Annotated in this window: 15 protein-coding genes; 6 read left to right on the top strand and 9 right to left on the bottom strand. The window is 62.6% G+C overall.

Features of this window, described 5'->3' with window-relative positions; genetic code table 11:
• Positions 1-112 precede the first annotated feature (112 nt).
• Positions 113-2,329: a glycogen debranching protein GlgX gene (glgX, locus tag ACTJLB_RS30635; RefSeq protein ID WP_020067844.1), complete on the bottom strand. Its 2,217-nt coding sequence runs from the start codon at positions 2,327-2,329 to the stop codon at positions 113-115.
• A gap of 196 nt (positions 2,330-2,525) precedes the next feature.
• On the opposite strand from glgX, the gene ACTJLB_RS30630 reads away from it, so the two are divergent.
• On the top strand, positions 2,526-2,927 hold the full coding sequence (locus ACTJLB_RS30630) for a PRC-barrel domain-containing protein (protein WP_440785476.1): 402 nt from the start codon (positions 2,526-2,528) through the stop codon (positions 2,925-2,927).
• 193 nt (positions 2,928-3,120) lie between these two features.
• On the opposite strand, the gene ACTJLB_RS30625 is transcribed toward ACTJLB_RS30630, so the two are convergent.
• The 7 genes from ACTJLB_RS30625 to ACTJLB_RS30595 form a co-directional block, all read right to left on the bottom strand.
• Entirely contained in the window at positions 3,121-5,370 is a 2,250-nt protein-coding gene (locus tag ACTJLB_RS30625) for a xanthine dehydrogenase family protein molybdopterin-binding subunit (RefSeq protein WP_440785475.1), read from the bottom strand.
• Complete coding sequence (locus ACTJLB_RS30620; RefSeq protein WP_408486845.1) at positions 5,367-6,371, bottom strand: FAD binding domain-containing protein; 1,005 nt, start codon at positions 6,369-6,371, stop codon at positions 5,367-5,369. The genes ACTJLB_RS30625 and ACTJLB_RS30620 overlap by 4 nt, the downstream gene beginning before the upstream one ends.
• Positions 6,368-6,910 carry a (2Fe-2S)-binding protein gene (locus ACTJLB_RS30615; protein ID WP_440785474.1) on the bottom strand — a complete coding sequence of 181 codons (543 nt, stop codon included), beginning with the start codon at positions 6,908-6,910 and terminating at the stop codon, positions 6,368-6,370. The genes ACTJLB_RS30620 and ACTJLB_RS30615 overlap by 4 nt, the downstream gene beginning before the upstream one ends.
• Positions 6,911-7,116: 206 nt before the next feature.
• A complete protein-coding gene (locus tag ACTJLB_RS30610; protein WP_087754821.1) occupies positions 7,117-7,983 on the bottom strand; it encodes an SDR family oxidoreductase in 867 nt (288 codons plus the stop codon).
• A gap of 283 nt (positions 7,984-8,266) precedes the next feature.
• Entirely contained in the window at positions 8,267-8,746 is a 480-nt protein-coding gene (locus ACTJLB_RS30605) for a response regulator (RefSeq protein WP_204521492.1), read from the bottom strand.
• A gap of 220 nt (positions 8,747-8,966) precedes the next feature.
• Positions 8,967-10,652, bottom strand: a complete 1,686-nt coding sequence (locus ACTJLB_RS30600; RefSeq protein ID WP_020067852.1) for an ATP-dependent DNA ligase — start codon at positions 10,650-10,652, stop codon at positions 8,967-8,969.
• Positions 10,649-11,812 (bottom strand): ligase-associated DNA damage response exonuclease, encoded by a 1,164-nt coding sequence (locus tag ACTJLB_RS30595; protein ID WP_440785473.1) that lies wholly within the window; start codon positions 11,810-11,812, stop codon positions 10,649-10,651. The genes ACTJLB_RS30600 and ACTJLB_RS30595 overlap by 4 nt, the downstream gene beginning before the upstream one ends.
• Before the next feature lie 141 nt (positions 11,813-11,953).
• On the opposite strand from ACTJLB_RS30595, the gene ACTJLB_RS30590 reads away from it, so the two are divergent.
• From ACTJLB_RS30590 to ACTJLB_RS30570, 5 genes are all read left to right on the top strand, one after another.
• Positions 11,954-12,856 carry a YihY/virulence factor BrkB family protein gene (locus ACTJLB_RS30590; protein ID WP_020067854.1) on the top strand — a complete coding sequence of 301 codons (903 nt, stop codon included), beginning with the start codon at positions 11,954-11,956 and terminating at the stop codon, positions 12,854-12,856.
• Between the two features lie 136 nt (positions 12,857-12,992).
• Entirely contained in the window at positions 12,993-13,796 is an 804-nt protein-coding gene (locus tag ACTJLB_RS30585; protein WP_088173696.1) for an alpha/beta fold hydrolase, read from the top strand.
• Positions 13,797-13,800: 4 nt separating this feature from the next.
• Positions 13,801-16,134 (top strand): PAS domain S-box protein, encoded by a 2,334-nt coding sequence (locus ACTJLB_RS30580; RefSeq protein ID WP_440785472.1) that lies wholly within the window; start codon positions 13,801-13,803, stop codon positions 16,132-16,134.
• An 8-nt stretch (positions 16,135-16,142) separates the two neighbouring features.
• On the top strand, positions 16,143-17,219 hold the full coding sequence (gene zapE, locus ACTJLB_RS30575; protein WP_440785503.1) for a cell division protein ZapE: 1,077 nt from the start codon (positions 16,143-16,145) through the stop codon (positions 17,217-17,219).
• Positions 17,220-17,458: 239 nt separating this feature from the next.
• Complete coding sequence (locus ACTJLB_RS30570; RefSeq protein ID WP_088173996.1) at positions 17,459-18,544, top strand: hypothetical protein; 1,086 nt, start codon at positions 17,459-17,461, stop codon at positions 18,542-18,544.
• Between the two features lie 138 nt (positions 18,545-18,682).
• Here ACTJLB_RS30570 and tkt read toward each other — a convergent pair whose 3' ends face one another.
• A complete protein-coding gene (gene tkt / locus ACTJLB_RS30565; protein WP_440785471.1) occupies positions 18,683-20,767 on the bottom strand; it encodes a transketolase in 2,085 nt (694 codons plus the stop codon).
• Positions 20,768-20,927: the final 160 nt, after the last annotated feature.

Genomic DNA, 20,927 nt, shown 5'->3' with positions numbered 1-20,927 from the left:
CAGTAAAGGTCAAGCGGATGCCGGCATGGCGAAAGGCCGCGCGCAATCACTGAGTGAATACGCGCGGCCTTGAAGCAAACAGCAAGTGCTATTCCCGAAGTGCTATCCCCGATCAGGGTGCAGGCGGGACTTCGCTTTCATCGGAAGTGAGCTGCTCTTCCAGCCGGTCGAACACGCGTTGCGTCGCGCGACTCGGTGCCTCGAGCGCGAACAGCAGGAGTGAGCGCGCTGTCACCTGATAGTCGTCGCCAGCGCTGAACTGAGGCAGTTCCGCGCGCACCGGCATGTTCGTGTCGAGCAGGCAGGTCCAGCGTTCGCCTTCGGGCACCTCAGGCAAGGTGAAGTTGACGACATCGTGATGCGCGTTCAGCACCAGCAACAGCGTGGCGTCCGACGCGGGACGGCGAATGCCGCTTGCCTGCGCGCGGCCGTCGATCACGAGACCGAAGCAGCGCATCAGCGGATCGGCCCATTGTTCAGGCGTGAGATCGGTGCCGTCGGGCGAGAGCCAGCGCGCGTCGGTTACGTCGAGCGCCTCGTTGTACTCGCCGGTGAGAAAGCGGCTACGACGCAGCACCGGCAAACGGTGACGCAGCGTCGTGAGGTTTCTCACGAACTCGGTCAGCGCGCGGCCGTCTTCGTCGATACCTTCCCAATCCACCCAGCTGATCTCGTTGTCCTGGCAATACGCGTTGTTGTTGCCCTTCTGCGTGCGACCGAACTCGTCACCCGCGAGAATCATCGGCGTGCCTTGCGAAAGCAGCAACGTGGACAGCAGATTGCGCTTTTGACGCTCACGCTGCTGACGAATATCGATGTCGTCGGTCGGACCTTCCACGCCCATGTTCCACGACTTGTTGTCCGAGTGTCCGTCCTTGTTGTCTTCGCCGTTCGCCTCGTTGTGCTTGTCGTTGTACGAGACCAGGTCGTTCAGCGTAAAGCCGTCGTGAGCGGCAATGAAATTCACGCTGGCCCAAGGGCGCCGGCCGCGATGGTTGAACTTGTCCCCCGAGCCGGTCAGACGCGCAGCGAGATCGGCAACCATGCCCTCGTCTCCCTTCCAGTACGCGCGCACGGTATCGCGGAAGCGGTCATTCCATTCGGCCCAGCCGGGCGGAAAGCCACCCACCTGGTAGCCGCCGGGGCCGCAATCCCACGGTTCCGCGACGAGCCGCACGCTGGAGAGAACCGGGTCTTGCCGGCAACTGTCGAGAAACCCGCCGCCCTCGTCGAAGCCGTGCGGCTCGCGGCCGAGAATCGTCGCGAGGTCGAAGCGGAAACCGTCGACCTTCATTTCCGTCACCCAGTAACGCAGGCTGTCGGTCACCATTTGCAATACGCGAGGATGCGACAGATTGAGCGTGTTGCCGGTGCCCGTATCGTTGATGTAATAACGCGGCTCGTCCGGCATCAGTCGGTAGTACGACGCGTTGTCGATGCCCTTGAACGAGAGCGTCGGCCCGCGTTCGTTGCCTTCGGCGGTGTGGTTGTACACCACGTCGAGAATGACTTCGAGGTTTGCGTTGTGGAAGCTGTCCACCATTCCCTTGAACTCGCTGACGGAATCCGTCGACGAAGCGAAGAAACGCGGGTCGGCCGCAAAAAAGCCGATGGTGTTGTAGCCCCAGTAGTTGGTGAGTCCCTTCTCCAGCAGATAGCTGTCGTTCACGAATGTCTGGACTGGCATCAGTTCGACCGACGTCACGCCGAGGCTCTTGATGTAGTCGATCACCGGTTTCTGTCCGAGCCCCGCGAAGGTGCCGCGCAACTCCTCGGGCACTTCCGGATGACGCTTCGTGAAGCCGCGAACATGCGTTTCGTAGAAGATCACGCGGTCCCACGGCAACGGATTGCGCTCCGGGTGCGACCACGAAAAGGTTGCGTCCACCACCTTGCACTTCGGCACGAACGGCGCGCTGTCGCGCTCGTCGAACGACAGGTCGCCCTCTTCCGAACCAAGCGTATAGCCAAAAATTTCAGGCGCCCATTTCAGCTCGCCGATGTGCGCCTTCGCATAAGGGTCGAGCAGCAGCTTGTTCGGATTGAAACGATGGCCCTTCTCGGGCTCATACGGACCATGCACGCGATAACCGTACACGGCGCCGGGTTTCAGGTTCGGCACGAACACGTGCCAGACCTCGTCGGTATATTCGGGCAGTTCAATGCGTTCGATTTCATGCTGACCGGTTTCATCGAACAGACACAGTTCGACCTTGGTCGCGTGCGCTGAGAACAGCGCAAAGTTCACACCGTTTCCATTCCATGTCGCGCCGAGCGGAAAAGGGGTGCCCTCCGCGATGCGCGTGGAGTAATTGGCCGGGGATGACATAGGGATTCCTGTGAGAAGCAAAAGCGCTTGCGCGCGGTTCCTGTGTAGGCAATATGAATAGCAGGCTCGCTCCTGTAGCAATCCTTGGGCCTGAGACTGGGCGGAGCGCCAGACGCGGCACGCAATTTGCGGTAACGGGTTTGAAAGCTACTGGACGCGCCACGAACGGCGCCATACATAACAAGGAGAAACGATCATGGGAAGCACGCAAGCCAGACCGCTGCTTGCAGCAGCACTGCTGCTCGGCACACTCGCGTCGCAAGGCAACGCTTATGCGCAGGGCGCTCCGCAATCCATTACCGAAAGGCGCACCGACGTGGTTCAGCTTGCGAGCGGCTATCGCGCGTCGAAGCTGGCCGGGGCCGACGTCTTCAACAAGAACAAGGACACCATTGGAACTGTCGACGATCTGATCGTCTCGCCAGGCGGCGACCGCGGCACCTACGCCATTCTGTCGGTGGGCGGTTTTCTAGGGTTGGGCAAGCATCTCGTGGCGGTTCCGTTCAACGATCTGCTGATCACCAATCGTCGCGTGGTACTGCCGGAGGCGACCAAAAAGTCGCTCGAAGCGCTGCCGGAATTCAAATACGCCGACTAACACTGTGTCTTGATGTTTGGGCACGTTTCGGCGTGCCTCGCGCTGCGCGAATACGCACAGCGCGAAGATTGATCCGCAGCGCAAAGGACGAAGCAGAGCGCGCTAACGAGCCCCGCTCTGCCTCTCCCGGCGTTTCTACACTTCCTGCGCGTTGACCTGCATTGACCGCTTGGACTTGCGCGGCAACCGGCACTCACGCGAACAGTTTGTCCAACGTAATCGGCAATTCCCGCACGCGTTTGCCGGTCGCATGCCAGATCGCATTGCAAACCGCAGCCGCCACACCCACCACGCCGATTTCACCTACGCCCTTCACGCCAAGCGGATTGACGATATCGTCGTGCTCCTCGACGAACAGCACGTCGATGTCATGAATGTCCGCGTTGACCGGCACGTGATAGTCGGCAAGGTTGTGGTTCATCTGCCGGCCGATATCGTGGTCGAACTGCCCTTCCTCGTGCAGCGCCATGCTGATGCCCCACACCACGCCGCCCGCCACCTGGTTCGCCGCAGTCTTCGGATTGACGATGTGACCCGCGGCCACCGCACTCACCACGCGGGTCACGCGCACGGTGCCCAGCGCCTCGTCCACGCGCGCTTCGACAAACACCGCGGAGTGTGTGCCCATCGAATACGCCTGCTGCTTCTCGTGCGGCTTCACGCTGGCTTGCTCTTCGAGCGATTCCAGGCCGGCGCGCTCCAGTAAGGTGTCGATTGCGATTGCGTCTTCGGTACCTGATCCGCACACCATCTGCTTGCCCGCACGCCTGATGTCCTCGCGCGCGACACTCGCGAAACGCGCGCCGCCATGTTGCCGCGCAAGTTCAACGAGACGGTTGTGTAGCCGCTTGCACGCGACATCGACCGCGCTTCCCACCGACGACACCGTCCACGACCCGCCTTCGAGCGGCGCTTTTGGCAAGCGCGTATCGCCGAGCTCGAACACCACGTCGTGAAGCGGCACACCGAGCGCGTCCGCCGCGATCTGCGTCATTGCGGTGTAGGTGCCGGTGCCGATATCCGCAGTCGAACTCGACACAGTCACCTGGCCGTCGCGCGTGAGCACCGCGCGCGCGGACGCTTCGTTTTGCATCGCGTCCCATGCGCCCGTCGCCATGCCCCAGCCGACAAGCTCAGTGCCCTCGCGTCGCGCGCGCGGCGCAAGCGGCCGCTTGTCCCAGCCGAAGCGGGCGGCGCCTTCGCGATAGCATTCGCGCAGCGCCTTGCTGGAGAACGGCAGATTCTTGTTCGCATCGCGTTCGGCGTAGTTGACGAGGCGCACTTCGAGCGGGTCCATCTGCAACGATTCGGCCAGTTCGTCCATTGCCACTTCGAGTGGGAAAAGACCTTGCGCGGCGCCCGGCGCGCGCATGTCGGCGGGCGTCGGCACGTCGAGCCTCACGACCTTGTAGCCGAGCGTCACGTTCTCGCATTGATATAGCTGGCCGGCCCAGTTCACCACCACGTCGCAGTAATCTTCGTATTGGGATGTCTCGGAGACGGCTTCGTGAATCACCGCCTGCAGCCTGCCGTCGGCGCCCGCGCCCAAGGCGACGCGCTGAATCGACTGCGGCCGATGCGCGAACGTGAACATCTGCTGGCGCGTCAACGTCACTCGCACGGGGTGCTTCAATTCGAGCGCCGCCATGACCGCAAGCGCGAGGTGATATTGCGGCCGCAAGCCCGAGCCGAATGCGCCGCCGACAAAAGGCGACACCACCTGCACCTGATCGTCGCTCAAGCCGAACACTGCCGTCAGATACGACTTCGTGTTGACGACGCCCTGTGTCTTTTCATACACGGTCAAGTGGCCGTGCTCGTCGGGTACGACTGTGCAGCCATGCATTTCCATCGGGTTGTGATATTCCGCCGGCGTGCTGTAGAACGCATCGACACGCGCCACGGCGCTGGCCAACGCAGCGTCGGCGTCGCCGCGCGGCGGGGGCGGCGGGTCGAAGCCGCCCTTCTCCGTCGAAGGCGGCTCGGCGTCCATGAGCGCCTCGCCCATATCCGTTCGATGCGGCGCCGACTCATAGCGCACATTCACGAGCGACGCCGCATGACGCGCGAGTTCGAGCGACTCCGCAAGCACGAGCGCAACGGGCTGACCGCTGTACCACACACGGTCGTCCCACAGCGGCCTGAGCGGGCTGCCGCCGGGCGCCACCATGTCTTTGTAGGGCTTGTCCTCGCGAGGCAACTCAGGGCGATTCTGATACGTCAGCACATGCAGCACGCCCGGCAACGCAAGCGCGGCCGACGAATCAATCGACACGATACGCCCCGCCGCGATCGTGCTCGACACGACGAAGCCATACGTGAGTCCATTGGCGGTGAAGTCGGCCGCGTACTGCGCGGCGCCGGTCACCTTCAGTCTGCCGTCGACGCGCTTGTGCGGCACGCCGCTCGCGCGCAGAGCAGGCAAAGATTCAACACGGTTCATAGCCCAGACTCCTCGAACGAACGTTGACTCGCGCCCAGAAATGCGCGCTCGATCGCACGCGCCGTCAATTCGACCTTGAACGCATTGCCGCGGCGGCCCTGCGCGTCGCGCAGCAGATCGGTAGCGAAGTTGCGTACAGTCTCCGCGCTCAACGTCTTGCCCTGCAGCGACGCTTCAGCGTCCGTATTGCGCCACGGCTTGTGCGCAACGCCGCCGAGCGCGCAACGCGCATTCACGATCACGTCACCGTCGAGTTCCAGTCCCAATGCCACGGAGACAAGCGCAAACGCATAGGACGCCCTGTCACGCACCTTGATGTACGCATGATGCTGCGCGAAGCCCTGCTTCGGTAACTCGACCGCAGTGATCAGTTCGTCGTCGCGGATATTGGTGTCGATGTGCGGCGTGTCGCCCGGCAAGCGGTGAAAGTCGGCGAACGGCAACACGCGCGAACCGTCGGGCCCGGACAGATGCACCGTTGCGTCGAGCGCGGCCAATGCCACGCACATGTCGGACGGGTGCACCGCAATGCAGTGTTCGCTTGCGCCGAGAATCGCATGCATCCGGTTCACGCCTTCCAATGCTGGGCAACCCGTGCCGGGGTCGCGCTTGTTGCAGCGCGTGCCCGCATCGTAGAAATAGACACAACGCGTGCGTTGCAGCAGGTTGCCGCCCACGCTCGCCACATTGCGAATCTGCGGCGAAGCGCCCGCGAGAATCGCTTTGGAGAGCAACGGATAGCGCGCGGCAATCTGCGGGTCGTAAGCGGCCGCGCTATTGGTCACGAGAGCGCCGATTTTCAGTCCGCCCGCTGCAGTCGGCTCGATCTGCTTAAGCGGCAAGCGGTTGATGTCGATCACGACCTGCGGATGCGCGACGTTCACGCGCCACAAATCAACCAGATTGGTACCGCCCGCGATAAACGCTGCCGCTCCTTTTGCACGATGCTGTTCGATCGCTTGCGACACTTCATTCGCGCGCGTGTACGAGAAGCGGTTCATGGCTTCACTCCCTGGCGGTCCTTATCCGCAAGCTCCGCTGCGTCGAGAATCGCGGCGACGATATTGGTGTAAGCGCCGCAGCGGCACAGGTTGCCACTCATCAGTTCACGCACGTCGTCCGCGGTTTTTGCATGGCCTTCCTGCAGCATCGCCACGGCCGAGCAGATCTGTCCTGGCGTGCAGTAGCCGCACTGAAATGCATCATGGTCGATGAACGCCTGTTGAACCGGATGCAGCGTTTCGCCGTTCGCGAGTCCTTCGATTGTCGTAATCGACGCGCCGTCGTGAACCACCGCGAGCGCGAGACATGTGTTGATACGCTGACCGTTCACAATCGCGGTGCACGCGCCGCATTGCCCGTGATCGCAGCCTTTCTTCGTGCCGCTCAAATGGCAGTGCTCGCGCAACAAGTCGAGCAGTGAGGTCCAGGCTTCCACTTCCAACTCGTGCTTTTTTCCGTTGATGTCGAAGCTCACCGGCACGCGCTGGACGTCGCTCGGTGCAACGTCCAGCAGCGTTTCCGCTGTGGGTGAATTCATGGGGGTTTCTCCTGACGATGAGTACGTACGGCGAGCGCAAGACGAACCCATGACGGGCGCAAGCGGCGTGCCCGGCAGCACAGCGTTGCAATGCTGCGCGCCGCTCATGCAGCGTTGCGTCGATAAGGATTTGAGGCGCGACTTTGAGAACCGCTGCTTGCGCTTAGTCGCGCAAGCAGCGGCCAGTCGGCGCCCGCAGAACAGACCTAGATAATCGGCGAACCGCCCGTAACGGCGATCGTCGCGCCAGAGATGTAACTCGCTTCGTCGGACGCCAGCATCACGTAGGCCGGCGCGACTTCGGCCGGTTGGCCCGGACGCTTCATCGGTACCTGCTCTCCGAATTTTTCGACTTTTTCGGGCGGCATCGTCGACGGAATCAGCGGCGTCCAGATCGGACCCGGCGCGACGCAATTCGCGCGAATGCCCTTTTCAGCCAGCAGTTGCGCAAGGCCGCCCGTGAAGTTCTGGATCGCGCCCTTGGTCGTCGCGTACGCGATCAACCCGGGATTCGGATGGTCCGCATTAATCGACGTGGTGTTGACAATGGCGCCGCCCGGCTTCATGTGCCTGACTGCAGCGCGTGTGATCCGGAACATCGCGCCGATGTTGGTATCGAACGTCTTGTCCCATTCCTCGTCGGTGATTTCGTCCAGCGACGGATAGGTCATCTGGTATGCCGCGTTGTTCACGAGCACGTCGAGCCGGCCGAACGCCTCGATCGCCTTGTCGACAATCGCGTTGCAATGCGCCGGATTCGCGATGTCGCCTGGCACCAGCACCGCTTTCCGGCCGGCCTCTTCGACCCAGCGCGCGGTCTCGCGTGCGTCGTCGTCTTCGTTCAGATAGGAGATCAAAACGTCTGCGCCTTCACGCGCGAATGCGATGGCGACTGCGCGGCCAATGCCACTGTCGCCGCCAGTGATGATGGCTGCCTTGCCAGCGAGGCGTCCCGAGCCCTTATACGATTTCTCGCCGTGATCGGGTTGCGGATTCATCTCCGCAGTGCGGCCCGGCGTCTGATCCTGCTGCTGTCCTTTGAACGGCGGCGTGGGACGTTCTGTGTCGCTCATATAAAACCTCCAGAAAGCTGTTTAACCTGCGCGGCGTGCAAAAAGCACGGCGGTGCGACAGATTCAGCAACCCTCGGGCCCGCGCATGACGCGGTTTTCTGGTGCATTGCCGCTGCACAATGGGACATGAGTCGCGCATCGACGAAGCAAACGCGTAAGGAAATGCGATGCGCCGGACGGCAATTCGAGCGGACGGAAGGGATCGGCAACACGTAGAACACGGCGGAACGCATGTCGGAACCGCGTCTTGCACACCGCAGTTTTTTCAAACGGCGCGCACGCTTTACGGCGCCCCCACCGCATGCAGCGCCGCAGCCGACTCCAGCACGCGCAGCAGACGCTCCGGCGTCAACGGCTTCGCGCAGTGCGCGTCGAAGCCCACGGCGCGCGCGCGAGCGCGGTCGTCGCGTGATGCAAACGCCGTACAGGCGATCAGCAGCATATGCGCGGTGGACGGATGCGCGCGCAGGCGCCGCGCCAGTTCCAGGCCGTCCAGGCCGGGCATCTTGATGTCGAGCACCACGGCGAACGGTTGCCATTGCGACGCCATTTCGCAGACCGCGTGCGGATCTTCGAGCGCACGGCATTCGAACCCGTCCGCGTTCAACAACATTTGCAGCGCGTCCGCCGCCTCTCGATAGTCGTCCACGACGAGTACGCGCCTGTGCGACGCCATTGCGTACTGGATTGGCCGCCACACGACCACGTCTTCGCTGTCGTCGAAGTGGTTGTCGAGCTGGTTGTCGAACTGGTTGTCGAGCATCACTACGTTCTCCCTGGTGCATGCGCGCGCCGCATCACGGCACCCGCCGCCCGGTTGCAAGATTCGCTCCCGCGCTGCACTGCATCACTGATGACATGCTTTCTGAATGAGCCGCGATCTCGCAGCGGCGATGTTTGCCGTCGATGTGTCTTGAATGCATCGTTGTCGATGCGTCTTACGGATTCGTTGCGTGTCTGTTGCTTATGCGCCACCGCGGCAGTCAGGCCGCGCGATCGTCGATGAAACCCTTGAGCATCGCGAGCGTATCCGCGTCGTCGATATGCTTGTCGGTGCGCCAGCGCAGCATGCGAGGGAATCGCACGGCCACGCCGGACTTGTGACGCGTGCTCGCCTGAATGCCCTCGAAGCCGATTTCGAATACGAGCGTCGGCGTCACGCTGCGCACCGGCCCGAACTTCTCGATCGTAGTCTTGCGTACGATGGCGTCAACCTGGCGCATTTCCTCATCGGTAAGACCCGAATACGCCTTGGCGAACGGCACCAAAGTGCGCACGCCATTGGCTTCGTCCCACACCGCGAACGTGAAATCAGTGTATAGGCTCGCACGTCTGCCGTGTCCGCGCTGCGCGTAAACCAGTACGGCGTCGATTGCATACGGATCGATCTTCCACTTCCACCATGTGCCCGAAGCTTTCGTGCGGCCAACACCGTACATCGACTCGCGCTCCTTCACCATGAAGCCCTCGACACCCCGCGCGCGGCTCTCTTCGCGTAGCGCTGCCAACGCGCGCCAGTCGGCTCCGGACACCTGCGGCGATACACGAAGCAAGTCGCCCGAAAGCGTGCCGTCGAGCGATGCAGCCAACGCATCAAGACGCGCGCGCCGTTCGGCCAGCGGCGTCATTCGCAAGTCTTCGCCGTGCGCTTCCAGCAGATCGTAAGCAAGCAGCGCGGCGGGTGAATCGGCGAGGATCTTCTTCGTCAGGGTCTTTCGTGCGATGCGCGGTTGAAGGCGCGCGAACGGCAATGGCGCGGCGGCGCCCGGCTCCCAGGCAAGGATTTCGCCGTCTATCACAAAACCGTCGGGCAAGGCCTCGCCCAGCGCGGCCACTTCCGGAAACCGGTCGGTGATCAGATCCTCGCCGCGGGACCACAACCACACACGGCCGCCGCGTTTGACGAGTTGCGCGCGTATGCCGTCCCACTTCCATTCGATCAGCCAGCGCGACGGATCGCCAAGCGTCTCGGGATCGGTCTGCAACGGATGCGCGAGAAAGAACGGATAAGGCAGGCCCAAGTCGCTGTCGTGCCGATCCGCCGATTGCTGCTCGCCAGCGTTGCCGGCGTCGGGCGCGTCGGGTGCGATGAGACGCAGATAACGCGCGGCGTCCGGCTTCTGCCGGGAATCGGTCCATCCGACCATGCGTTGCGCAATCCGCTTATGATCGACTCCGGCGACCTGTGCGAGCGCACGCACCACCAACTGCCGCGCCACGCCGACGCGAAAGCCCCCACCAATCAGCTTCGTGAGAAGAAAGCGCTCGCCCCAGTCCAGCTCGTCCCAATAGCTGAACAAACGCGTGCGCAACTCCTCAGGCGCAAGACCGCGCAACGTCAGCACACGCTGCTCGATCCATTGCGTGAGGCCCAGCTCGGAGCTGCGCTGCGCGGGCGGCAGAATGTGCGCGATGGTCTCCGCGAGATCGCCGACTGCGTGATACGACTCTTCGAAAAGCCAAGCGGGCAATCCCGCGCGTTCGCGGGCGAATTCGGTCAAAAGACGCGTGGGCACCGACTGACGCGGCTTGCCGCCGGCCAGGAAGTACGACGCCCACGCGGCGTCTTCGGGTTCCGCTACGGCAAAGTAACTCGTCAGCGCTTCGAGCTTGTCGTGCGTGGAAGTCGTCGCGTCGAGCGCGGTGTAAAGAGCAGCGAAGCGCTTCATGAACGGCTCGCGGCATCGTCGAACTCATGCACGGGCGCGGAATCACGCGGCGGGAGCGGCGCATTGCCCGGCACGGCCTCGTCGCCGCCCAATGCATCCGCTTCGACCGTATCGTCGCCGTATTGGGTCACGAAGGCGCCTGCATCCAGTCCCTGCTCGCGCAGCCAGCGCACCATCGGTTCGACCGAGCCGTGTGTGACGATCACGCGGCCCGCGCCGGTCGCGCCAATCGCCGTTTGCAGCGCCGGCCAGTCCGCATGATCCGACAGCACGAACCCGCGATCGACGCCGCGCCTGCGACGCGCGCCGCGCAAGCGCATCCAGCCCGACGCGAACGCGTCGCTATAGTCGCCGAAACGCTTGAGCCATGCGCTGCCTTGCGCGGACGGCGGCGCAACGATCAGCGCCTGACTGAATGCTGCCTTGTCCTTTGGTGCAATTTCGCTGACGAGACGTACCGGCGGCAACCGCACGCCCGCCTCGCGATAAGCGCGATTGAGCGGTTCGACCGCGCCATGACAGAAGATCGGGCCGATGCCCGCGTCGACGCTTGCCAGAACGCGTTGCGCCTTGCCGAACGAATAACAGAACAGCACGGACGCGCGCCCTTGCGCCGCGTTATGACGCCACCATGAATCGACGCCGTCAAATATGGTTTGCGGTGCGTCCCAGCGGTAGATCGGCAGACCGAAAGTCGACTCGGTGATGAATGTGTCGCAGCGCACGGGCTCGAATGCGTCGCAGGTCGGATCGGGGTCGAGTTTGTAATCGCCGGATGCGACCCACACGCGCCCGCGGTGCTCGATACGCAATTGCGCGGACCCCAGCACATGTCCGGCGGGATGCAGGGACACGGTCACTCCGTTGATATCGAGCCGTTCGCCGTACGCAAGCGTTTGCAGCGAAATGTCAGGCAGGCGCGAAAGCAGCACGTTCGCGCCCGCATGCGACGCAAGATAACGCCGATGCCCGAAGCGGGCGTGATCGGAGTGCGCATGCGTGATCACCGCGCGCTCGACGGGCCGCCAGGGATCGATATGGAAGTCGCCGGGCGGACAATACAGTCCCTCGGGCCGCGCGACGACGAGATCCCCGGAGTCTGCACTTTCCGCTGCGATGTTCGATGCATTGGATGTGTTCGATGTCGATTCGGATGCCATGTTGCACCTCGAGAGCAAGGCGTATTCCTGCACACTTTTCTGCGCGGTGGCGGTGCGTGGCGGCTTTCTTGCTTAACCTATGCAGAAGCGCACCGGCATGCGCCGTCCGTCGGCGGCCCGCCACGCGCATGGCGAGGCCCCATGTACTCCATCATCGATCAACGCACACTCAATGTCGCGAAGCATCCGGGCAGATTCCTCCTCGAAACGATGAAGGCGTTCCGGGCCAATCAGGGTTTGCTGCTCGCCGGCGCGGTCGCGTACTACGCGTTGCTTTCCATCGTGCCGCTGATGATACTCATTGTCATCGCGCTGTCCCGCATCGTGCCGCAACACATTCTGCTTCCGGCGCTCGGACACTTGCTGCAATGGCTCGTACCGGGCCAGTCCGCAGCACTCGTACGTGAGCTTGCCAACTTTCTCGCTCACCGTGCGGTGATCGGTTGGGTGCTGTTCGTGACGATGCTGTTCTTCAGTTCGCTCGCATTCACGGTACTCGAAAACGCGATGTCGCTGATCTTCGTACACCGTGTGGTCATACGGCGGCGGCATTTCCTACTCTCGGCGCTGCTGCCCTACTGTTACATCCTGTTCCTCGGCGTCGGCGCGTTGATCGTCACGCTCGTGTCGAGCGGGTTGGAGGCCGTGGGCGCCGAAGGCATCGACCTGTTCGGGCTGCATGTGTCGCTGCAGGGCGCTTCGCGCGTTCTGCTGTATCTGCTGGGTCTGGCCGGCGAAGTCTTTCTGCTGACGTCGATCTATATGGTCATGCCGGTTGGACGGCCATCGCTCAAGCATGCGCTGTTCGGCGGCATCGTCGCTGCGCTGTTGTGGGAGATCACACGGCATGTGCTGGTCTGGTACTTCGCGACGCTTTCACAGGTCAGCGTGGTGTATGGTTCGCTCACCATGGCAATCGTCATTCTCTTCAGTCTGGAATGGCTCGCCACGTTGCTGCTTTTCGGCGCACAGGTGATTGCACAATACGAGCGCTTCGGCATCGAGCCGCAGAACGCGCCAAAGCAGCCGATAAAGACCGGATGAAACCTTCAAGCCGCAGCGCGGCGAATCGGTGCAGACGTGCAGTGGCGGCGGCGCCGCGAGACTGCGGTAACATTCTGTCGGAGGCCGGACCGAGCGCATCCGCCGCTTCTATCCCGGCACGCTCCAGGACTCGACAATGAGCATCATCCAGCGCAACAACGTGAATATTTCCGGGCGCGGCGCGAGCACCATGGTGTTCGCGCACGGCTTCGGCTGCGACCAGAGCATGTGGCGCCGCCTCGCACCGTCATTCCATGACGACTACCGCATCGTGCTGTTCGATCACGTGGGCAGCGGCTCGTCGGACCTCGCCGCGTACGACGTCGACAAATACGATTCGCTGCACGGCTATGCGCGCGACCTGATCGAGATCGTCCGCGAAGTGTCCGACGGGCCGGTCGTGTTCGTCGGCCATTCGGTGAGTTGCATGATCGGCCTGCTCGCCGCGCTCGAAGCACCGCAGCTTTTTTCCGCTCAGGCGATGGTGACTCCCTCGCCCTGCTATGTGAACGACGGCGATTACATCGGCGGCTTCACGCGCGAGGACATCGACGACCTGCTGCTCACGCTCGAGCACAACTACCTCGGCTGGTCCAGCGCAATGGCACCCGCTATCATGGGCGTGCCAGATCAGCCGGAACTCGGCGCTGAATTAATTAACAGCTTTTGCCGGACCGATCCGCGGATCGCCGCCCAGTTTGCACGTGTCACGTTTCTCTCCGATCATCGCGGTGTGCTGCCTTTGAACGTCACGCCTACGCTCATTTTGCAAGCAAGCGAAGACGTCGTCGCGCCGCGCGCGGTCGGCGAGTACATGCATCGCACGATGCGTAACAGCACGCTTCGCGTCGTCGAGAATAATGGACACTGTCCGCACGTAAGCGCGCCTATCGCCACTGCGGAGGCCATCAGCGCTTTCCTGCGGACGACCCCAACTTAACGCAATGCAAAGTACCGACCGCCACTTGCCGCTCGCCGATGCGTTGTTCGAGCACGCCGCCTGCGGCCTCGTCGTGACCGATACCGACGGGCGCATCGTGCGCGCCAACGCAACGTTTTGCGAATGGATCGGCTATGGCGCCGCAGGGCTTACGAGCGGCATCAGCCTTCAGGACCTGCTCACAACGGGCGGCAAGGTCTTTTATCAGACGCATTGGGCGCCGCTGCTGCAAATGCAGGGCTTTGTCGCCGAGGTCAAGCTGAGCATGCTGCATCGCGACGGCCACACGGTGCCGACATTGCTCAATGCAGTGCGCCGCGTGCACGGCGACCAGAGCTACATCGAAGTCGCAGTGCTCATCGTCGCCGATCGTCATAAGTACGAGCAGGAACTCGTGCTCGCGCGGCGAAATGCGGAGGCTTCGGTGGCCGCGCATCAGCGGGCACAACGGGAATTGCAGGAAAGCCGCGACGTATTGAGTCTGGCCATGCGCGGCGCGCGCATGGGCGCGTGGTCGCACGAACCGAAGACCGGCAAGTTCTGGTGGAGCCGCGAACTGGAAGCGCTCGCGGGTTACGCCGAAGGACGCCTCGCCATTACGACGCGCGGTTTTTTCGAACTGATTCATCCGGGCGATCTGCTCGCGCTCAACGAAGCCGTCGATCATGCGGTGCGAACTCGCGACGACTACGTCGCCGAGTTCCGCTTCCTGCATGCAAGCGGCGACTGGTGCTGGATGGAAGGCCGCGGCCGCGCCACTTACGACGAGCGTGGCGAGCCGCTGACGGTCTACGGGCTCGGCATCGACATTACCGAACGCAAGCAGGCGCAGACGGTGCTGCTACGCCAGGCCGCGATCTTCGAGCACTTGAGCGATGCAATCGTGATCACCGATCTGCGCGGCAACATCACCGACTTCAATGTCGGCGGCGAACGCATGCTCGGTTACCGGCTGCGCGAAATTCTCGGCAAGCACGTCTCTATCTTTCATCCGCCAGAAGATGCGCTGCGCATCCGACGCGAAGTTTTCGCGAGTCTCGGCGCGTACGGCACGTGGCGCGGCGAGTTGCCGTTCGTGCGGCGCGACGGTTCGCGCGGCGTTTGCGAAACCGTGGTCAAACCGCTCGCGAACGAGCGCGGCGACATCTACGGCGCGGTGAGCATCAATCGCGACATTACCGAGCGGCGGCATGCCGAGCAGCAACTCACGCGGCTTAACGCGGAGCTTTCCAACGCGGATCGCCGCAAGGACGAATTCCTCGCGACGCTTGCGCATGAGCTACGCAATCCGCTTGCGCCGATGCGCAACGTCCTCGAAATTCTGCGTGCGAAAGAATTCAGCGATCCGCAACTGAACTGGTCGCGCGACGTGTTCTCCCGTCAATTGCAGCACATGACCCATCTTGTCGACGATCTGCTCGAGGTCTCGCGTATTACCCAAGGCAAACTGGAACTGCGCAAGCAGCGGCTCGAACTCGCGCGCGCGATGCAATCCGCGGTGGAAGCCGCGCGTGCAATCGTGCAGGCGTCCGACCATCGTCTGAGCGTGACGCTATCTCCCGAGCCGCTTTTTCTCGATGCGGACCCGACCCGCCTTTCGCAGATGATCCTCAATCTGCTGAACAACGCAGCGAAATACACGCCGCCAGGCGGCAGCATTTCGCTCACCGCACATCGCGAAGGCAACCAGGCCGTGATTGCGGTGCGCGATTCGGGCATCGGCATTCCTCGCGAACATCTGAACAGCGTCTTCGAAATGTTCTCGCAACTCGCACCCGCGCTCGATCGCTCCCAAGGCGGACTCGGCATTGGGCTCGCCCTCGTGCGCGGTCTTGCGGAATTGCACGGCGGCACGGTCGCGGCATTCAGCAACGGGCCCGGCGCCGGCAGCGAATTCGTGATCCGGCTGCCGCTGTCCAGTTCCGCCGATGCACCCGCTGACAGCACGGAACCCGACAAGCCGCCGGCCGCCGGACTGCGGATAGTGATTGTCGACGACAATGCGGACGCCGCCGACAGCCTCGCAATGGTGCTCGAACTGGAGGGTCACCAGGTGCGCACGGCAAGCGACGGAGTCGCGGGACTCGCGGTGATCGCCGAATTCGCCCCACAGGCGGTCATTCTCGACATCGGTCTGCCGCTCCTGAACGGCTATGAAGTCGCTCGACGGGTTCGCAACGACTATCCGGACGCCGGCATCCGACTGATTGCGGTAACGGGCTGGGGCCAGCAACAGGACAAGCAGACGGCGGTGGAGGCCGGCTTCGATCATCACTTTACGAAGCCGGTGGACCCGAGTGAACTGCAGCGCGTGCTCAGCGGACATCAGGTCAAATGAGCGCGCGCATGTTCGAGGAAGCGGACATTACCAGCAGTCTCGCCGCGCGCGGCATCGTGCCGGATGCGAGGCAGCGCGATGCAATCGCGGCGCTCTCTGCATTGGCTGGGTCCACAGCCAGCCGCGTCGAATCGCGTTATCAAGGCGTGTATTGCCATGGACTGCCTGGGCGCGGCAAAAGTCTCGTGGTGGATACCGCGTTCGAACTCGCGGATTGCCGCAAGCGGCGCCTGCATTTTCACGAGTTTCTCCGCGAGATGAATCAACGCCTCGTGAACGAACCGCGTGGCGACGACAGGCTCGGCTCCGTATCGATGCAATGGCTCGACGGCATTGAGTTGCTATGCTTCGACGAATTCCACGTGCACGATATCGCGGACGCGTTTCTGATGGGCCGCTTTCTCGACACGGCGATCAAGCTCGGCACGCGCATCATGCTGACGTCGAACTATGCGCCGGACGGCCTTTTATCCGACCCCGAGTTCCACGAGCGTTTCCTGCCCACCATCGAGCAGATCAAGCGGCATTTCCGCGTGATCCATTTCGACGGCGCGCGCGACTATCGCTTCGGCGGCGAACAGCATGACACGCCGCACTTCTTCGCCCCGCTCGATGCAGCCGCTCACAACGCGCTGCGTGAAATCTTCCTGCGTTACGACAGCAGCGGCGCATTCGAATCGACGAAGATCAGTGCCGCGGGACGTCCGCTCGCGGCACACGCGGTGGGCGCGGCTCTCTTGTGGGCCGACTTCGAATCACTATGTGTGGCAAGCCGTTCGCATCTCGACTATCTGGACCTCGCCGAGCGATGGCAAGGACTCATAGTCGATAATTTACATACTGAATGGCTCACGAAAGCGCACACGTTGCAGCGGCTCGTGTGGCTGGTCGACATTCTTTACGACCGCAAGCGTGCGCTTTTCATCGCATCGGACGAACCGATTCATGAGGCCTTGCGAGGACTCGAAGGCGCACATGATCTATCGAGAACGCTGAGCCGGCTCGCGGAGATGCAATCGCGCGCTTATCGCAGCACGCTCGAAGAAGCGACGGACGCGTCCGCCGCAACTGCGCCCGAGCGCTAAATCAGCGGGTGTGGCTAAGCGCAAAGCGCGGCTGCAAATCTTGCAAAGACTGTGCTCGTTCGCGTCATTCGCCTGACCGATTCGCGAAGCGTTCTCCACCGCATAGTGCCGCAAATCGCGCCGTGCAGCCTTGATGACACCCTTCTTCACGCACGCAAGCTACGCGTCCGGGAATGCGACCTGCTACCGCCGTTGCGCACTCATTCTTCAGCGGATATGCACTCCGCCCTTTTGCCGACATGATCAGAACCGCTTCGGTCGCCGCCGCGCTTTGCGCGGCATGTCTTTCCTCCGCCTGCGTGCATATCGGACCCTCGCGCCTGAAAGCCGATCAGGTCGACTATGCGCGTGCACTCGGCGACGCGAAGAAACGCGAGATTCTTGCGGCCGTGGTCGGTCTTCGTTATGGCGACGCGCCTGCGTTTCTGACCGTCAGCAGCATCATTGCCGCCTATACGTTCGACGCGAGCGGCGGCGCAACCGCTAACGCGGGCTCCGGCAGCCAGCCGAACTACGCACTCGCCACCGGCAGCGTGTCGTATTCGAATCACCCTACCTTCACGTTCACGCCGACGACCGGCGAAGCGTTCGCGTCCGCTTACATCCGGCCGCTAGCGCCCGCACTCGTGCTGCCGCTCGCCGAAGGCGGCATTCCTATCGACCTGCTGTTGCGCATCACCGCGCAATCGGTCGGAGGCTTGCAGAACGGCAATGCGCTTGGCGGAGAAAACAGCGCGGGCGCACCCGGCTTTTTTGAGTTGCTGCGTTCGCTGCGCCGCCTGCAACTCGCCGGCGAGTTGAACGTCGAATCGCGCAACGTGGGCACGAAGAATGAGCAGATGAGCGTGTTTCTGGTGATGGGAGCAACCACGAGCGGCGAGTCGCCGCAAACGGCGGCCGATCTGGCCCGCGTGCGCAAGTTGCTGCATCTGTCGTCGAAAACGCGCAGCTATGAAATCGTCTACGGGCCTTCTTCCGCATGGCAGAAAGCGGACAAGATTCCGATGGTGACGCGCTCGGTGCTCGGCATCCTGACCGATCTCGGTGCACAGGTGCAGGTGCCCGTCGAGCGCATAACCGACGGCTCGACGAAGCCGACCGTGGGCCTGATCGGCGGAGAGACGAGACCGACGATCATCATTCACTCGGGCGAGAGCGCGCCCGACAATGCGTACGTGATGATTCCGTACGGGACGTCATCATACTGGGTCGATCGCAACGACTTCGACTCGAAATACGCATTCACGGTCGTGCAAAACCTGATGGCGCTCGCGGAGGCGGATACGAGCAGCAAAGCGCCCGTTGTGACGATTCCGGCGAATTGAATTTAACTGAAGCGGGTTGGACGCGGCGGTTTGCGCCGTCTCACAGTCAGCGCTGACGCTCGATAAAAAGCCGGCGGTTTTCATACCGCCGGCTTTTTCGCTACTGCTCAGCTTATTGCCTGCGTTATCGCTTACGCACTACTCCTGGCTGCGCTTTCCCTGTACCCGCGCAATCTGCTGCTTCGCCGCTTCATAAACATGCTCGGGCGTGAAGCCGAATTTCTTCTTCAGATCAGAAAGCGGCGCGGATGCGCCGAACGTGTGCATCACCACTTGCGCGCCAAGCCGGCCGACGTATCGGTCCCAGCCCAGCGAGGCGGCCTGCTCGACGGCCACGCGCGCATCGATGTCGGGCGGCAGCACCGCGTCCTGATAGGCTTCGTCCTGCCGCTCGAACAGATCCCATGACGGCATCGACACCACGCGCGCGGCAATGCCCTCGCTCTTCAGTTTCTCGTACGCGTCGACGCAGATCGACAACTCGCTGCCCGTCGCGAGCAGAATGACTTGCGGCTTCTGTCCGTCGGGCGCGTCGGCTAGCACATAGGCGCCCTTCTTCACGCCCTCAGCCGAGGCATAACGGCTGCGGTCGAGAGTCGGCAGCGCCTGCCGCGACACGACGATGCACGAAGGACGCCGCTTCTGCGTGACTGCGACGCGCCACGCTTCGGCTACTTCGTTTGCATCGCCCGGACGCAGCACCGTGAGGCCGGGAACGCCGCGCAGCGACGCCAATTGCTCGATAGGCTGATGCGTCGGACCATCTTCGCCGACGCCGATCGAATCGTGCGTGAACACATAGATCGACTCCACTTCCATGATCGCCGACAGGCGGATCGGCGGCTTCATGTAGTCGCTGAAAATCAGGAATGTCGAGCCGAACGGCCTCAAATTCGACAACGCGAGGCCGTTGACCACCGCGCCCATTCCATGCTCGCGAATGCCGAAATGCAGATTCCTGCCGCCATAATTGTCATACTCGAAGCTGCCCGCGCCCTCGAATTTCAGATTGGTTTTCGTGGACGGCGCGAGGTCGGCTGCGCCGCCGAGCATCCACGGAACGCGCGCGGCAATCGCGTTGAGCACCTGGCCCGACGACTCGCGTGACGCCATGCCTTTGGCGTCCGCGTCGAAAGTCGGAATGTCGCTGTCCCAGCCAACCGGCAAATCATGCGCCTCGATCAGCGCGAATTCGCGCGACAGTTCCGGATATTGCTTGCTGTAGGCGTCGTACTTCGCCTGCCATTCGGCGCGCGCCGCCTTGCCGCGCGCGCCGATGCCCGCGGCGAAACGTTCGTGCACACCTTCGGGCACGTAGAAAAATTTGTCTTCCGGCCAACCGTAAAACTTTTTAGTGAGCGCGACTTCCTCCACGCCGAGCGCCTCGCCGTGCGCCGCTGACGTGTCCTGCTTGTTGGGTGCGCCCCAGCCGATGATGCTGTTCACCACGATCAGCGTCGGCCGGTCGGTGATGCTTTTTGCTTCGACGAATGCGGCTTCCAGCGCAGCGGCGTCGTTCGCATCGTTCACATGCAGCGTATGCCAGTTGTAACCGCGAAAGCGGCTTTCGACATCGTCGCTATAGGCGAGATCGGTATGTCCTTCGATCGTCACGCGATTGCTGTCATAGATCCAGATCAGATTGGACAGCTTCAGATGGCCCGCGAGCGAGGCCGCTTCGTGCGAGATGCCTTCCATCATGTCGCCGTCGCCGCATAGCGCGTAGACGCGGTAGTCGAAAAGCGGCGCGTCCGGCTTGTTGAAGCGGTTCTCGTACCAGCGGGCCGCCATCGCCATGCCGACGCTATTGCCGAGGCCCTGGCCGAGCGGACCTGTCGTGGTTTCGACGCCCGTCGTCATCCGGTATTCAGGGTGGCCCGGCGTCTTGCTGTCGATCTGGCGGAAATGCTCGATGTCTTCCAGCGAAACGGCGGGCTTGCCGGTCGGCTTGCCCTCTTCGTCCACTGCCTTCACGTTCGCCAGATGCAGCAGCGAATACAGCAGCATCGACGCATGCCCGACCGACAGCACGAAGCGGTCGCGGTTGGGCCACAACGGCTCGTCCGGGTCGTAGCGCAAATGGTTCTGCCACAAATGGTAGGCGACCGGCGCGAGCGCCATTGGCGTGCCGGGGTGGCCTGAATTGGCCTTCTGGACAGCGTCCATCGACAGCGTGCGGATCGTATTGATGCACAACTGATCGAGGGCGGGATCGTTTTGCATGGGACACTCCTTGTTCGGCCGTTGGAAACATTGCCGGCGCGCGCTGCCGCGACGTCGCCGGCAAGCGGTGTTCAGGGGAAACAACGCATGAAGAGCTCAGCAAGCCTCATGGATGATGCGCCGATGCGCGCAAATCTGCACGCTGCGTGACATCGGGCTC

Source organism: Paraburkholderia sp. 22098 (assembly GCF_052045935.1).
Taxonomy (GTDB): domain Bacteria; phylum Pseudomonadota; class Gammaproteobacteria; order Burkholderiales; family Burkholderiaceae; genus Paraburkholderia; species Paraburkholderia caledonica.
The sequence above is the reverse complement of the archived record's forward strand: the minus strand, read 5'-3'. Positions and strand labels throughout refer to the sequence as shown.